The sequence below is a fragment of the Olsenella sp. An293 genome (genome assembly GCF_002159495.1).
In the GTDB taxonomy this organism is placed as follows: Bacteria; Actinomycetota; Coriobacteriia; order Coriobacteriales; family Atopobiaceae; genus Thermophilibacter.
The window spans coordinates 1-13,119 of record NZ_NFIT01000001.1 but is presented as its reverse complement, the minus strand read 5'-3'; the positions used below and the strand labels follow the sequence as shown (position 1 = coordinate 13,119).

16 protein-coding genes and 1 pseudogene are annotated in these 13,119 nt (G+C 67.3%); 6 read left to right on the top strand and 11 right to left on the bottom strand.

The features are described from left to right. Positions 1-42: 42 nt before the first annotated feature. Positions 43-339, top strand: a pseudogene (locus tag B5F85_RS00085) (peptide chain release factor-like protein); the annotation flags it as partial. A 195-nt stretch (positions 340-534) separates the two neighbouring features. Here the strand turns inward: B5F85_RS00085 and B5F85_RS00080 are convergent. The 7 genes from B5F85_RS00080 to B5F85_RS00050 all read right to left on the bottom strand — a co-directional run bounded on the left by B5F85_RS00080 (position 535) and on the right by B5F85_RS00050 (position 6,204). After that, entirely contained in the window at positions 535-1,722 is a 1,188-nt protein-coding gene (locus B5F85_RS00080; RefSeq protein WP_158094530.1) for a Fic family protein, read from the bottom strand. A 119-nt stretch (positions 1,723-1,841) separates the two neighbouring features. After that, the gene (locus B5F85_RS00075; RefSeq protein WP_087313187.1) at positions 1,842-3,107 is read right to left on the bottom strand and encodes an ABC transporter permease subunit; all 1,266 of its coding nucleotides are present in this window, start codon (positions 3,105-3,107) and stop codon (positions 1,842-1,844) included. After that, positions 3,100-4,035, bottom strand: coding sequence for an ABC transporter ATP-binding protein (locus B5F85_RS00070; RefSeq protein WP_087313185.1), 936 nt, complete (start codon positions 4,033-4,035; stop codon positions 3,100-3,102). Before B5F85_RS00070 ends, B5F85_RS00075 begins: the two co-directional genes overlap by 8 nt. A gap of 151 nt (positions 4,036-4,186) precedes the next feature. After that, on the bottom strand, positions 4,187-4,951 hold the full coding sequence (locus B5F85_RS00065) for a hypothetical protein (protein WP_087313183.1): 765 nt from the start codon (positions 4,949-4,951) through the stop codon (positions 4,187-4,189). After that, positions 4,948-5,457, bottom strand: coding sequence for a sigma-70 family RNA polymerase sigma factor (locus B5F85_RS00060; RefSeq protein ID WP_087313181.1), 510 nt, complete (start codon positions 5,455-5,457; stop codon positions 4,948-4,950). The genes B5F85_RS00065 and B5F85_RS00060 overlap by 4 nt, the downstream gene beginning before the upstream one ends. A 149-nt stretch (positions 5,458-5,606) precedes the next feature. After that, the gene (locus B5F85_RS00055; RefSeq protein ID WP_204204582.1) at positions 5,607-5,906 is read right to left on the bottom strand and encodes a HigA family addiction module antitoxin; all 300 of its coding nucleotides are present in this window, start codon (positions 5,904-5,906) and stop codon (positions 5,607-5,609) included. 19 nt (positions 5,907-5,925) lie between these two features. Further along, positions 5,926-6,204 carry a type II toxin-antitoxin system RelE/ParE family toxin gene (locus tag B5F85_RS00050; RefSeq protein ID WP_087313178.1) on the bottom strand — a complete coding sequence of 93 codons (279 nt, stop codon included), beginning with the start codon at positions 6,202-6,204 and terminating at the stop codon, positions 5,926-5,928. Positions 6,205-6,304: 100 nt separating this feature from the next. Here B5F85_RS00050 and B5F85_RS00045 point away from each other — a divergent pair, with 100 nt between their 5' ends. Further along, positions 6,305-7,027 carry a DNA alkylation repair protein gene (locus tag B5F85_RS00045; protein WP_087313176.1) on the top strand — a complete coding sequence of 241 codons (723 nt, stop codon included), beginning with the start codon at positions 6,305-6,307 and terminating at the stop codon, positions 7,025-7,027. A gap of 38 nt (positions 7,028-7,065) precedes the next feature. Further along, on the top strand, positions 7,066-7,311 hold the full coding sequence (locus tag B5F85_RS10625; protein WP_158094529.1) for a hypothetical protein: 246 nt from the start codon (positions 7,066-7,068) through the stop codon (positions 7,309-7,311). Between the two features lie 32 nt (positions 7,312-7,343). On the opposite strand, the gene B5F85_RS00035 is transcribed toward B5F85_RS10625, so the two are convergent. Further along, positions 7,344-7,727, bottom strand: coding sequence for an MmcQ/YjbR family DNA-binding protein (locus B5F85_RS00035; protein WP_087313173.1), 384 nt, complete (start codon positions 7,725-7,727; stop codon positions 7,344-7,346). A gap of 96 nt (positions 7,728-7,823) precedes the next feature. Here B5F85_RS00035 and B5F85_RS00030 point away from each other — a divergent pair, with 96 nt between their 5' ends. Next, complete coding sequence (locus tag B5F85_RS00030; RefSeq protein WP_087313171.1) at positions 7,824-8,390, top strand: nucleotidyltransferase domain-containing protein; 567 nt, start codon at positions 7,824-7,826, stop codon at positions 8,388-8,390. A 71-nt stretch (positions 8,391-8,461) separates the two neighbouring features. Beyond that, positions 8,462-8,971, top strand: coding sequence for an AAA family ATPase (locus B5F85_RS00025; protein WP_087313169.1), 510 nt, complete (start codon positions 8,462-8,464; stop codon positions 8,969-8,971). 147 nt (positions 8,972-9,118) lie between these two features. Here the strand turns inward: B5F85_RS00025 and B5F85_RS10505 are convergent, their stop codons facing one another. After that, complete coding sequence (locus B5F85_RS10505) at positions 9,119-9,946, bottom strand: TipAS antibiotic-recognition domain-containing protein (RefSeq protein ID WP_143786102.1); 828 nt, start codon at positions 9,944-9,946, stop codon at positions 9,119-9,121. A gap of 381 nt (positions 9,947-10,327) precedes the next feature. Between B5F85_RS10505 and B5F85_RS00015 the strand changes: the two genes are divergently transcribed. Then, a complete protein-coding gene (locus B5F85_RS00015) occupies positions 10,328-10,651 on the top strand; it encodes a multidrug efflux SMR transporter (RefSeq protein WP_087313167.1) in 324 nt (107 codons plus the stop codon). Positions 10,652-11,119: 468 nt separating this feature from the next. On the opposite strand, the gene B5F85_RS10750 is transcribed toward B5F85_RS00015, so the two are convergent. Together B5F85_RS10750 and B5F85_RS00005 are read right to left on the bottom strand one after the other, a co-directional pair. Next, positions 11,120-11,410, bottom strand: a complete 291-nt coding sequence (locus B5F85_RS10750; RefSeq protein WP_143786101.1) for a hypothetical protein — start codon at positions 11,408-11,410, stop codon at positions 11,120-11,122. 52 nt (positions 11,411-11,462) lie between these two features. Continuing rightward, positions 11,463-12,851: an FtsX-like permease family protein gene (locus B5F85_RS00005; protein WP_087313165.1), complete on the bottom strand. Its 1,389-nt coding sequence runs from the start codon at positions 12,849-12,851 to the stop codon at positions 11,463-11,465. Positions 12,852-13,119 lie beyond the last annotated feature (268 nt).

Genomic DNA, 13,119 nt, shown 5'->3' with positions numbered 1-13,119 from the left:
TTCGCGCGACAGACGCCCGAGGAGATTGCCCGTGCCTGTGAGGTGCAGGTCTTTCGCGCGACGGGACCGGGCGGCCAGGGCGTGAACACGACCGACTCCGCGGTGCGCATGCGCCACGTCCCTACCGGCATCACCGTGGTTTCGCGCGAGAGCCGCAGCCAGCTGCGCAACCGCGAGCGCTGCGTCGAGAAGATCCTCGAGATCTGCCGGCGCCGTGCCCGCCCGCCTCGGCCGCGCAAGAAGACCCGCGTTCCCGCCTCCCAGAAGCGCAGGCGTCTCGACTCCAAGCGCGCCCGCGGTCAGGTCAAGCAGCTCCGTCGCCGCGTGGACGGGGAGTAGGGCCGGCAGAGGTCCCGCTGACGTTGTGCGCACCCTCTTGCGTTGTGTACACCTTCCTGCGTTGTGCGCACTTCTCGACAGCTCGTCTACCTGCACATCCGCCGAGAAGGACGTCGAGGACCGTGTACACGACGCCGAACGGTGTACACAACGAAGCGGAGATGTGGGCTCCCGCCCTCGTCAATGGCTCCCGTCTCACCGCGCGAGCATGCGTCGAACGCCCTCCATGCTCGATATCTCCTCAAGGACGTCGATGAGCTCGTCGCTCTGGTAGAAGTCGCCCCGCCGACGCGTCCCCAGGGGACGTAGCATCCCATACCCGCACGCTCTCGCGACCAGGGTCGAGGCGGCACGCGAAGTGATTTCCAGACGCTCCGCGACATACGCGACGGTCACAACCGGCTGCTCTGCCAGCAGAGGAGGGAGACGCCAGATGGCCGATCCGGCGCGCTCGGTTATGGCGGACTCCCAGCCTTCCATCACACTGTCAATGAGAGCAGAGACGCGACCGCCGATGACGAGGGCAAGCTCGAGCGCGCTCAGCACGCTCTCCACTATGGGCAGGTAGTCGCCACCCTGATAGGCCTCAATCGACTCCATGTAGGCGTCGACGTCGTGGAGGAGGCCTGCGGAGACGGGAAGCGTGGCGCGCGTGAGCACGCCCTCGTTCCTGAGAATACGGTGGAGAAGGACTCTGCCCGTGCGCCCGTTTCCGTCGATGAATGGATGGATTGTCTCGAACTGAGCGTGAGCGACCGCCGCCTTGGCAATGGGACTAATGTCATCCCTGCCGACAAAAGCGACAAGATCCTCAAGACAGCCCATGATTCGACTTGGGGCGGGCGGAACGAAGAGCGCCCCATGCGGGCCGTATGCCGTCCCGCCGACCCACACCTGCTCGTCTCGCAGCTCTCCCCCAAACGACGCACCCGTCGGCTCGATCAAGGAGCGATGGATGGCCTTGACCTGATCGATCGAGATATCCGACGGCAGTCTGAGCGCCGCGCGCATGGCCGCGACATTACCCTGAACGATGCGCGCATTGGCCGGAGCGTCGTTCGAGAGCTCGGCAAGAGCGACATCGCGGACGCTCGAGGTGAGGTGCTCGATCTGGGAACTTGCCGCGGACTCGCTTCGCAGCAGGAGCGCAGGCAGGTCGTAGCCACGTGCAGCCTGCGCCTCGTCAAAGCGGGCGAGCCTCATCAGCAGGTCGTCAATGCGTGCCGAGGTGGCCTCCGGAACAGCCGGGCTGAGATTGGAAATAGAGGCTGGAATGGACGCCTGGTAGGTCGCGGACATCCTCCTGCGGGCGCTTCGGGGAATGAGGTCCCTCTCGTTTGGATCGATATGCCAAGGAAGCTCCTCGTAGCCGACCGCTGACAACATGCTCCTCACCCCTCACTCGGACCTCTCGCTGGGTCTTTTTTACTTCTCGTAACCTCAATTAGCGGAAGTGAATCAGATTTCACTTCCGCTAATTGATATCTATGGAAGCAAGGCTCTTACGCCACCTGGCGCCGCCTGAAGGAGAATGCCGCCAGAGGCGTTGACACGAGGGCGAGCAGGGCGTAGACCGCGACCACCATGCCGATCAGGTCGAGCACCAACGGGCCCAGCGGGTAGGACTCGAGCGCCGAGAAGGGCACGCTGAAGTTGGCGAAGTTGAGCGGGAAGAGGGCGAGCACGCGCTCGAGGATCCCGACGCCGCCCGACGGGACAAGCCCCGTGAGCAGGACGAGCACCACGTCCGTCAGGAAGACCGCGAGGGTCGAGCTCGTGCGCGAGGACAGGGCGAGCGTGAGGCACGCGAAGCCCAGGCACACGACGTACATGAGGCCCACCAGGACGAGCGCCGCCTGGCCCGCCGTGAGCGGGTAGGGCGAGGAGAGCGCCATGCTCTGGATGGAGAGCCCAAAGCCGTCCGCCCCGTAGAAGACAAGCGAGAACCCCACGATGATGGCGGCGCAGAGCAAGAGGTACGCCGTCGCGTAGGCGAGCGCGGCAATGACCTTCGCCGCAACGAGCGTGGAGCGGCCCCGCCTCGTGGCAAGCACCACCGCGTCCGCTCCGGACTGGTACTCGAAGGAGAACGTGGGCGCCAGCGTCACGCACACCGCCAGGATCGAGAAGACGAGAAACGCCGCGCAGTTGACGACGTTGTCCCAACCGCCCGAGTAGCCGTATGCGACGGGCTCCGGAACGGAGGCTCGCATCTCGGTCCAGTAGGCGCGCTCCGCCTCGGAGTACTCCCACATGCCACCCTGCCCTACGTCGAGGGCGTCCTGCGTCAGCTCGGAGACGGCGCCGTACCAGTCCGCCGCCATCTCGGGCGTCACGCGCGCCGCCGTCTGGGCCGGCTCCTCGCCCGAGACGCGCCACGGCCTCAGCAGCCAGCTCCAGTACGGGTTGTAGAGCTCGTAGACCTCCTCGTCGGAGAAGCTCTGGAACATGAGGTCATAGACGGCCGAGCCCGTCATCTGGGTCACCTCGTCGCGGTCAAGGCGCGAGAAGAGGCGCTCCTGGTAGGCGGCGATGTCCGCCGCGGCGCGCTCGGCGGTGACGGGCCCGGCGTGCTTCTCGGCCTCTGCGCGCATCTGCGCGATGGCGTCTGTGCCCGAGATGATCGCACCCGTGGCGTCCGTCGTCTTGGTCTGCACCACGTTGAGCGCCATGATGGCCACGAGGAACACGATCACGCCGACGTTGGCCGCGAGCGCCGTGCGCCGCGCGAGCATCTTCTTGAGCTCGAACAGGATGAGCCTAGCCATGACGTTCCTCCTTCATATGGGCGCCGCGGCGGCCACGCGGGGCCTGCTGCCGGGAGGCGTGCGCGTCGTCGCGGAACACGTACAGGTAGAGGTCCTCGAGGGTGGGATCGGCCGGCACGGAGCCCGCGACCTGCGGCTGGTCTGCGACGTAGCGCAGGAGCGCCCGCCCGCCCTCGAGGTGGCGCACGTTGCTCGCGCAGAGCCTGGCCTCGAGCGCCTCGGCCTGGCCGGCGGGGACGACGGCCTCCCACACCCTTCCCCTCGCCTCGGCCACGAGACCGGCGGGTGCGCCCGAGAGGACGACGGAGCCCGCGCGCATCACGAGAATCTCGTCGGCGATGCACTCCACGTCCGAGACGATGTGCGTGGAGAGCAGGACGATCTTGTCCTGGGCGAAGCCGGCGATGAGGTTTCTGAAGCGCACGCGCTCCTTGGGGTCGAGCCCGGCCGTGGGCTCGTCGAGCACGAGGACCTCGGGGTCGTTGAGGACGGCCTGCGCGATGCCGAGGCGCTGGCGCATGCCGCCGGAGAAGGTCCGGATGCGGCGGCGCTCCTCGCCGCCGAGGCCCACGCGCTCCAGCAGGGCGAGCGAGCGGTCGCGCGCGTCGCGCCGGCCGAGGCCCTTGAGGGCGGCCATGTACTCCATGAAGTCGAGCGCCGTGAACTCGGGGTAGTAGCCGAAGTCCTGTGGCAGGTAGCCGAGAAGCGCGCGGTAGGCGTCGCCCATGCGCTCGACGGGCGCTCCGTCGTAGCGCACCTCGCCGGACGTGGGGCGCAGCACCCCGCACACCATCCGCAGGAGCGTGGTCTTGCCGGCGCCGTTGGCGCCGAGCAGGCCGTAGACGCCGGGTCCGAGCGTCGCGCTCACGCGGTCAACGGCGATCTTGGGCCCGAACTCCCGGGTCAGCCGGTCGAGCGTCAGTTCCATGTTCGCAATCCCCTCTCATCGTCGGGTTGTCGGGAGCGTCTCGCAAGACGAGCCCCCGCGAGTCGAAAACGCACCCTTTGCGCGAGGCGGCTCACGATTCCCCTGTTGGTGCGTCCTCGATCGTGCAGAGGGCGCACTTTGAGGCGAGCCTCTAGAGCGCCCCGGCGGGTGCGGGGGCGTCGGCGAAGCCGGACGCCGCCGCGCGCAGCCACGCGCGGGCCTGAACCGCAGCGAAGGCGAGCGCCGCCGTCGCCGCAGCCCACCAGGCGAGCGCCGCCGCCGGGCCGAAGGCCGCCGGAAAGAGGGTGCGGGCAAGGACGCAGGCGGCGCACACCCCGGCCGCCGCGGAGACGGCAGCGACGGTCGCGTCAGGGCTCGCCGCGCGGCGGGCGGCGAGAAGCCCCGCCCCGAGGGCGGCGAGGTAGGGCGCGAGGCCCTGGGCGAGCACTGCCCAGGTCGCGCCCCCCGCCGGGCAGGCAAGGACGGCGAGAAGGGCGAGCGCGAGCGCGTCCGCGCAGCAGAGCACGAGCCCCCGGGCGCACGCCGCGGCCTGGGCGTTCACCGGGCATGACGCCTCGAGCTCGGCCATGCCGCAGGAGCGCGAGCGCGTGACGCCTGCGAGCGAGGCGAGCGCGAGCGCCGCTCCGAGGGCGGCCGCGACCGTCCCGACGCCGACCCCGGAGAGGGCGCACGGCACGGCGAGAAGTACGAGCGCCGCGTGCAGCGCCCATGCCCCCGCCCCGATGCGGCGGGCCTGCCCGGCGACGACCTCGGCCGCCCGCGGCCGGGAGGGCCGGGCCATCTCTGCCGCGACCGCCTCCACGAGCGCGCGGGGCACGGCGGCGTCGGTGCCGCGCACCGCCCGGTAGTGGTCCTTCAGGGCATCCTCGAGGGCGCGTTCTTCTCGCCTTCTCATCGTGTGCCTCCCCACTCGTTCGTCGAAGCGTCCAGGTCCGCCCGCAGCGCCTCGAGCCCAGACGACAGGGCGCGCGCCGCCGCGAACCTGCTCATGCCCAGCGCGGCGCCCACCTCGCCGACCGTGAGGCCCTCCCCGTACCTGAGCTCGAGCGCCTCGCGCTGGGCGCGGGGCAGCCGCGCGAGGGCCGAGGCCAGGTCGCGGCGATCGTCCGCCTCGCCCGGGTCGCCCCCGCCGGAAAGCTCCTCCGGGAGCTCCGCCCACGAGGACGCGCGGTCGCGCGCCATGTCGGCGCAGACGTTGCGGGCGATGGTGACGAGGTAGGCGCGGACGCGGCCCCGCTCCCGGTAGCGCGAGCGGGCGCGGACGAAGCGCAGGAACGTCTCCTGGGCGGCGTCCTCGGCAAGCCCCGCCGGCGCATGCCTGCGGCAGTACCGCAGCACGTCCGCATAGTGCTCGCTCACGAGGCGCTCCGCCTCCTCCGTCCGCCCGTTCTTCTCGCCCACGACGCCACCTCCCTCTATCCCTATTAACGCAGCGACGCCCGCGGATGAGCGGTCGGATTGATTTTTCTTTGCCTGTCGGATGACAAAAGGCCGCCCTTTGGGCGGCCTCGAGTGGCGAGAGATGTTTGGCAGAGTCCGCGTGGTGCGGACTACAGCGCAGCGGCAATCTTGGAGAAGGGCTTTATCTTCCTGAGCTCGGGCTCGATCTTGCGTCGGGCCACCTCGATGTCGTACGCCGCCTGCGCACGCAGCCAGTACCCATCAGACAGGCCAAAGAAGCGACAGAGCCTCAGGTCAGTGTCGGCAGTTACGGAGCGGCGTCCCAACACGATCTGTCCGATGCGCTGCGCGGGTATGCCGGTCTCCTTGGCAAGACGGTACTGCGAGATGCCCATGGGCACGAGGAACTCGTCGCGCAGCAGTTCGCCTGGAGTAATGGGGGCAACCATCTCTCCCTCGTGAACAGGCTCAGTGATAGTCGACGATTTCGACACCCTCGGCACCTCCCTCGACCCATCGAAAACAGACTCGGAACTGGTCGTTGATGCGAATGCTGAATTGCCCAGCTCTATCTCCGCTCAGCGCCTCGAGACGATTTCCCGGCGGTATTCTGAGGTCAGACAGCTCGTTTGCGATTTGCAGCTGGCGAATCTTTCTCAGTGCAACACGCTCGAACGCCACGAACCGTGCAACGCGAAATCCCGACGAGAGCCGCTCGGTATCCTTGTCTGCAAATGACCTAATCATAGTATCGCCTCGCGTTACTATTGTCAATGTCAATTTCGAAACCACAGCTCGTGTGGTAGATTCATTGTATAAGAACACATGTTCGTGTCAAGGGAGCTACATGAGGGGAGAGACACCGAAGGGCGGCACTGCTGGCCGCAGCCGTCACGAGCTCGAAGCACTCGCCGACCCCGCGTATCGGGACTTCCAGGCGAAGCTCGTGCCGACCGTCGACCCTGCGCGCATCCTTGGCGTGCGCACACCGGCGCTGCGCGACTACGCCCGCAGGCTCGCACGCGAGCGACCCGAAGAGGCGCGCGCGTTCCTCGCGGCGCTCCCGCACGAGACCTACGACGAGAATAACCTGCACGGCGCGCTCATCGGCCGGATGGCGAAGACGCCCGCCGAGGCGTTCGAGCTCCTCGACGCCTTTCTCCCTCACGTTGACAACTGGGCGACCTGCGACCTCATCCGCGTCCCCGCCTTCAGGCGCGACCTTCCGGCGGCACTCGAGCGCATCCGCGGATGGGTTGCCGCGGAGCCGGAGTACACGGTGCGCTTTGGGGTGGTCCAGCTCATGACGCTCTTCCTGGATGACGCCTTCGAGCCCGAGCACCTCGCGCTTGTCGCCGGCATCAACCGTCCTGAGTACTATGTCAACATGGCGCGCGCCTGGTACTTCTCGTTTGCCCTCATCAAGCAGCCCGCGGCGACGCTGCCCCTCTTCGAGCGGAGGCCGACCGCCCTCGACCCCTGGACGCGCAACAAGGCGCTCCAGAAGGCCCGCGAGAGCCGCCGTATCACACCTGAGCGGAAGGCGTACCTGCAGTCGCTCAAGGTGTGACGCGAGACGGGGGCAGAGGCGCTCCCCTCGTCCTCATAGTGGACGACGAGGCCGACATCGCCGACTTGCTCGAGTCGTACTTCAGGCTCGAGGGGTATCGTACGCTCGTGGCGCGCGACGCCGCGGGCGCGGTCGAGCGGGCGGCGGTCGCGGGCGAGCTGCGTCCTCACGCGGGCGCCGAGGACCTCGAGCGAGAAGGGCTTGGTCACGTAGTCGTCGCCGCCCTCGTCGGCGCCGGCGCGGCAGCCTACGCTGCCGTGAGGCGCCGGGAGGCCGCGAGGTAGGGTCGCGCGCCGAGCAACGGATCTTTGCGCGGCTACTCGGCGGAGACCTCTCGCTGCACGCGCTTTGGCAGCTTGGAGAAGACGAGGTCGTAGCTCATGTCGCAGAGGTCGAGCATGAGGTCCTCGGGCAGGTCGGCGTCCAGGTCGACGGAGACCCACGTGCGCCCGTCGGAGTAGTAGCCTGGCAGCACCGTGCCCGGGTGCTCGGCGCGCAGCTCCAGGATGCGGTCCGGGTCGCACTTGAGCGAGAGCAGGTGGCGCCCCGCGTAGGGTGGCTTGGCGTCGGGCGAGGCAGTGAACTCGCAGGCGAACTGCCTGCCGCCCACCCAGTAGACCATCCAGCCCCACTTCTCGTGGAGGGCCTTGGTGGCGCCAGGGCGCGTGAGAAGGCGGGCGTCTATGCGCGAGAGATCCATGGCGTGCCTCCTTTGGATGAGCTCGCGACTATTCTTACACACGGTACTCTCTCATTCGTGTGTAATACAATTGCAATACACATTGGAGGTGAGAAGATGGCCACGAACTCCACAGTAGCAAGGGAGCCAAGAACCGCCGTCTCACTGCGACTCCCACCAGAGCTCGTGAGCGAAGTCGAACAGTTTGCCTCCGAGCACCGCCTGAGCAAAACCGATGCGTTTATCCATTTTCTAAATAAAGGCATTGAGTCCGAGAACAGCGAACAAGAGAATGCCACCCTCGCCCGCATAGAGCAAAAGGTATCCGAGACGCTTAGGCTCATCCAAGGACGACAAGACATCGCCAACGAAAAGCAGCTCGTTGCCGATAAGATACGAGAGGTGTGTTCGCGCTTCCCCGCCATCGAGCGCGCCTACCTCTTCGGCTCGTTCGCACGAGGCACATACTCCGATAAAAGCGACATTGACATCCGACTTGACATCGGGACATCTCGCTCGTTCAACCTTCGCGACCTCGAGCACTTCTCCAAGCAGGTCGAGCAGCTCACGGGACGCTCCGCCGACGTGGTGACTGCCAGAACGATAAAGAACACCGCCCTGCGGGAGGCCATCGAACGAGATAAGGAGCTGATCTATGAGCGCAAAGCCGAACGATCTCGGTAGGATACAGGCTTACAAGCTACATTACCTGCAATAATAAGCTTCGACTGTCCACGAGTCTCAGAGGGACCCACATGGCAAAGACCCTGTACCTCATCGGCGGCCCTATGGGCGTGGGCAAGACCGTCGTCTGCCGCGAGCTCAACCGGATGCTGCCCGCCTCCGTCATGCTCGACGGGGACTGGTGCTGGTGCGCCGACCCGTTCCAGGTGACCCCGGAGACCAAGCGCATGGTGCTCGACAACATCTGCCACCTGCTCGGCAACTTCCTGCGCTGCAGCACATACGAGAACGTCATCCTCTGCTGGGTCATGCACGAGCGCGCGATCATTGACGAGTTGCTCGGGAGGCTGCCTATCGAGGAGTGCGGCGCCAAGGTCCGGGCCGTCTCCCTGGTTGCCCGCGAGGACGAGCTACGCCGCCGCATCGAGGGGGACGTTCGCGCGGGCTTGCGCGACGCAGAGGCGGTGGCACGCTCGCTCTCCTATCTCCCGCGCTATCGCAACCTCGACACAGAGCTCATAGACACCACCGGTCTCACGCCGCATGAGGTCGCCGCGCGCATCGTCGCATCCAACGGATAAACGCTCATCTGGCGTTGTGTACACTCTCCGGCGATGTGCGCACTTCTCGCCAGCTCGTCTACCTGCGGTTTTGCCGAGAAGGACCTTGGGGACAGTGTACACAACGCCGGAGAGTGCGCACAACGCCGAAACGCACTGCTGGGTTGATCATGCGCACGCGTGGATCGCGTCGCGTAAGAACTGCGCGGCACCCGGGGCCACCTTCTCGTAGTAGGCGCGGAACCGCTCGTCGGAGACGTAGCCGTCGGCCAGGCCCTTGTGGGCCTCGGGCGTGTAGAGCCCGTCCGGCCAGTACATGCGCAGCCAGTGGCCGTGCATCGCCACGAGCTTGCGGGCCTCCGGACCGGCCGGGTCGCCAGCCTCCATCGCGCGCCGCAGCTGCTCGTTGATGGCAAGCGCCAGCTCCTCTGCCTGCAGGTGCGCCGCCTCGCCCATCGCCACGTACTTCTCGTTTGCGGCGTCTACCACCTCGCTGCCGTAAGCGGCCCGGACCTCCGCACCGTAGGCCTCCTCGTTCTCGGCGACCTCGCGCCAGCGCTTGAGGTGCGGCAGCAGCGTGGCCATGAGCGAGACCGCCTCGTCCAGCGAGACGCCGAGGGCCTTGGCCTCCATGGGCGCCGTGGCCTCGATGAACTCGTCCATCGTCATGCCCTTGGCGGTGAAGTCTCCGTGGTCGTAGCAGAACTTGCAGAAGTCCGCGCTCTTGGAGCCGTCGGCCTCGGTGCCGTGCATCTCCTCGTCGGGGATGGGCATGCTGCAGCACTGGCAGTAGTAGCTCATGGGCATGTCGAAGAAGCGCTCGAGCGGCACGCCAAAGGTGACGCAGATGAGCTTGACCATGTCGATCCCGGGGGTCGTCTCGCCCTGCTCCCAGCGAGACACTGCCTGCCTCGTCACGTAGAGCCTGCGCGCCATCTCCTCCTGCGTGATGCCCGCCTCCCTGCGGATGGCGGCGATGACGTCCTTGATGGCCATGGGTTCCCTCCTTGCTCGGGTTTCTCGGTAGGGTCATTGTCACCGGGCGGGCGACGCCGCACAAGAAACAGCCCGTTGCGCGGCCGCGCGGCAGCTCTACGGCGACGCGTGAGGGTATGTACAGCCGCCCTTGAGGGTATGTACACGTTCCGACTCGACCGTCCTTCTCGCCTGAGGCTCTGAGCTGCGGGGATGCGAGAAGAGATGAGAGGCCGGGTGTACATACCCTTACGCGGCGGTGTACATACCCTCACGTGCGCACAACGCCGGGCCCCGCGCCTGTGCTACGATGCACCCGACCCATCGGGTCTCTGACGAGGGCAGCCGTACCAGAATCGCAAAGACGGCGCATCACTGCAGCGCATAATCTGGGAGGTTGCCATGGATTGGGTCATCTTGGTCGTGTCGGGCGCGATGGAGGCCGTGTGGGCCCAAGCCCTCGACCGCTCCGAGGGCTTTACGCAGCCCGTCCCCACGATCGTGTTCATCGCCGCCCTCGCGGCGAGCATGCTCGGGCTGAGCCACGCCGTACGCACGATTCCGCTGGGCACCGCCTACGCCGTCTGGGTGGGCATCGGCGCCGCGCTCACGGTGGCATGGGGCGTCGCCTCCGGCGCGGAGTCGTTCTCGTGGCCAAAGGCGCTGCTGATCGCGGGCCTCGTGGCGTGCGTCGTCGGCCTCAAGCTGGTGGGGGAGACGCACTAGAGCCGCACGAACATGCGACGGGAATCGCTCGCCAGGCGCTGGAACCCAAAGTGGGCGTAGAAGCCCTCCGCGCGCTCGTCAGCCGGATCGACAACAAGCGCCCGCGATGCAACGATGCGCGACGCCGCGGCCGTGCGGCGAATGGCATCCTGCAGTAGGCGGGCTCCCGCCGACCCCCCTGGCAGCGCTCGTCAACAGCAAGCTGGCCAAGCAGCGTGCAGGGAATCGGGTTAGGAGCGTTTCTGCGCAACGACCCGGCAAACGCCCCGACTCGTGCGACCGCATGGGTGCTCAGGGCGTAAAATCCGCAAATCTCGTCGGTGGCGAGGGGCAGGACGTACACCCGGGCCGTCCCGTCGCGCATAGCGCGATGCGCGCGTTCTTTGAGTCAGGCGTCGTTGTCGCTGTTGCCAGAGCAAAACCCGCTCACGTCGTCATTTTCGAGAAGCGGGCGGATGCGACGAAACGCTAGTCCTCCCATGAGAACTCGCGATCGAGCAGCTCATGGGTGGCTGCGGGGACGGCAGAGTCAAGGGCGCTCGCAAAGCGCGCGTAGTCATCTGCAGAGAGGTACGTCACGCTCTCGTCGCTCACCTTCCTGCGGACCTCAAATGGAAAGCCGCCGCACTCGTTGAACATGTGGACGAAGACCTTGATGGCGGCGGATGGCGTCAGGCCCAGGGCAGCGGTGTTCCTGACGAAGGCCTCCTTCTCCTCAGCGCTCAGCTTGGTGTTGAGCGACGTCATTGTCGTTGCCATGGGATCTCCCTCAGTCGCTCAGAATCTGCCGTTTGGTTCATTTTTTACTACGTTAGACCACATTGTAGTCCTGTGACAGCAGCACGCGGGAGCACTCGCGAACGCAGAGCAGGTAGTACAGGGCGAGAAGAACGAGCGTGCCCAAAACCGAGCAGCCCGCGATGGCGAGAAACACCTCGTCGGGCACGCCGCGCGCGAGCTGGCGCACCAGCGTGAGGCCAAAGCAGTCGTGCGCCACGGCGAGCGCCGCGGGCAGCGCGAAGGCGACGCCCACCTGAGCCCGCACGGCGCCGCGCGCCTCCCGTGCGTCCGCCCCGAGCGCGGCAAGCGTGGTGTAGGCGCGCCTGCCGTCCGCGGCCTGGCTCACCTGCTGGAGCGCGAGCACCGCCGCGGCCGCCACGAGGAACGCCTCCCCGTAGAAGATTCCCACGTAGCCGATGGGCGCGAGCGAGGCCTCCGAGAGCGCGCCCGGGTCCGCGAGCCCCGCCGCGCGCTGCCCGACCGAGAACAGGAGCCCCGCGCAGATCATGCAGACCGCGCACGCCACGAGCACGCAGGTGCACGAGAGCGCCTGGCACCCCGTGGACACGTGCCCCTCCACCTGTCTCAGCGTGAAGGCGCGCAGCCCCTCCCAATAGCGGGCACTCCGGCGCATGCCGCTGGGGATGCCCGTCGCCACCAGGCGAAAGACGAGCGACGTCGCCACATAGGCGGCCCATCCCATCGGCAGGATCGCGAGCACGAAGAGCCCGGGCTGGAGCGCGCACGAGCCCCACACCACGGCGAGAAGGACCACGGCGAGCACCGCCTGCGCCCGCGTCACGCCGCGGCGCCCGGCGAGGGCGAGCCGCTCCGGGGCGCGGTCCCGCCCGAGGAGCTCCACGAGCGGACGGCGCAGCACGTCCACCACGGAGAGCATGACGGCGAGGCCCTCGATCCCAGCGAACCACGCGCACGCGTCGAGCGCCGCCGCGGGCGAGAAGGACCAAGCGAGCCGCCACGGCACGCCAAAGACGAACGCCGCCACCGCGCCGAAGGCCGGCGAGGCGGCAAGGCCGAGCGCGAGCCCCGCCGCCAGCGCGACGAGCCCCACGATCGCGCCCTCCGCCGCGAGTATTGCCGCGAGCGCGGGCGCGCGCATGCCGAGCAGCGCGTACGTCCCGAACTCCCGCGAGCGACGTCGCACGATGAAGCGGGCCGCGCAGGCCACGAGCACGGCGAAGACCAGCACCACGAAGACGGAGAAGGCGCCCGTGACGTCGCGCGCCTTGTGGATGACCTCGAGCTGCGGGCTCGTGAGCGGCATCGCCAGGAGATAGTCTCCCGAGGCGTTGAACGAGTAGAGCAGGCACGCGGCAAAAGCGAGCGTGACCAGGTAGACCGAGTAGTCGCGCGCGCAGCGAGAGACGTTGCCGAGCGCGACGCGCAGGATGGCGGGCATGTGCGCTCCTTCCGGGCGGCGTATGGACGGTGCGGTGCCATCGTCCTTCTCGGCGGCCTGGCGCGCCATGGCGCGGGCTTATGGGGCTCTAACGGTTTCGCAAGGTTTGGAGCCGGGGCGCTGAGGGGCGCTCAATGGGCGGTTCAATGAGGGCCCCTGGTGACTACCATTCGGACAATGACGCGACCATTCGGGCGTGAGGCGTTGCGTCGTGTGCCGATTGCCTGCGAAATTATATTCGTAGATACATTTTTGACTGCGGGGGGGG

Coding starts and splice junctions, on each gene's coding strand:
- B5F85_RS00070 (WP_087313185.1), bottom strand. CDS start 4,035: ATGGAACTGACGCTCGACCGGCTGACCCGGGAGTTCGGGCCCAAGATC.
- B5F85_RS00055 (WP_204204582.1), bottom strand. CDS start 5,906: ATGGTTGCCCCCATTACTCCAGGCGAACTGCTGCGCGACGAGTTCCTC.
- B5F85_RS00015 (WP_087313167.1), top strand. CDS start 10,328: ATGGATTGGGTCATCTTGGTCGTGTCGGGCGCGATGGAGGCCGTGTGG.
- B5F85_RS00005 (WP_087313165.1), bottom strand. CDS start 12,851: ATGCCCGCCATCCTGCGCGTCGCGCTCGGCAACGTCTCTCGCTGCGCG.
- B5F85_RS00045 (WP_087313176.1), top strand. CDS start 6,305: ATGAGGGGAGAGACACCGAAGGGCGGCACTGCTGGCCGCAGCCGTCAC.
- B5F85_RS00065 (WP_087313183.1), bottom strand. CDS start 4,951: ATGAGAAGGCGAGAAGAACGCGCCCTCGAGGATGCCCTGAAGGACCAC.
- B5F85_RS00075 (WP_087313187.1), bottom strand. CDS start 3,107: ATGGCTAGGCTCATCCTGTTCGAGCTCAAGAAGATGCTCGCGCGGCGC.
- B5F85_RS00035 (WP_087313173.1), bottom strand. CDS start 7,727: ATGGATCTCTCGCGCATAGACGCCCGCCTTCTCACGCGCCCTGGCGCC.
- B5F85_RS10505 (WP_143786102.1), bottom strand. CDS start 9,946: ATGGCCATCAAGGACGTCATCGCCGCCATCCGCAGGGAGGCGGGCATC.
- B5F85_RS00025 (WP_087313169.1), top strand. CDS start 8,462: ATGGCAAAGACCCTGTACCTCATCGGCGGCCCTATGGGCGTGGGCAAG.
- B5F85_RS00050 (WP_087313178.1), bottom strand. CDS start 6,204: ATGATTAGGTCATTTGCAGACAAGGATACCGAGCGGCTCTCGTCGGGA.
- B5F85_RS00030 (WP_087313171.1), top strand. CDS start 7,824: ATGGCCACGAACTCCACAGTAGCAAGGGAGCCAAGAACCGCCGTCTCA.
- B5F85_RS10750 (WP_143786101.1), bottom strand. CDS start 11,410: ATGGCAACGACAATGACGTCGCTCAACACCAAGCTGAGCGCTGAGGAG.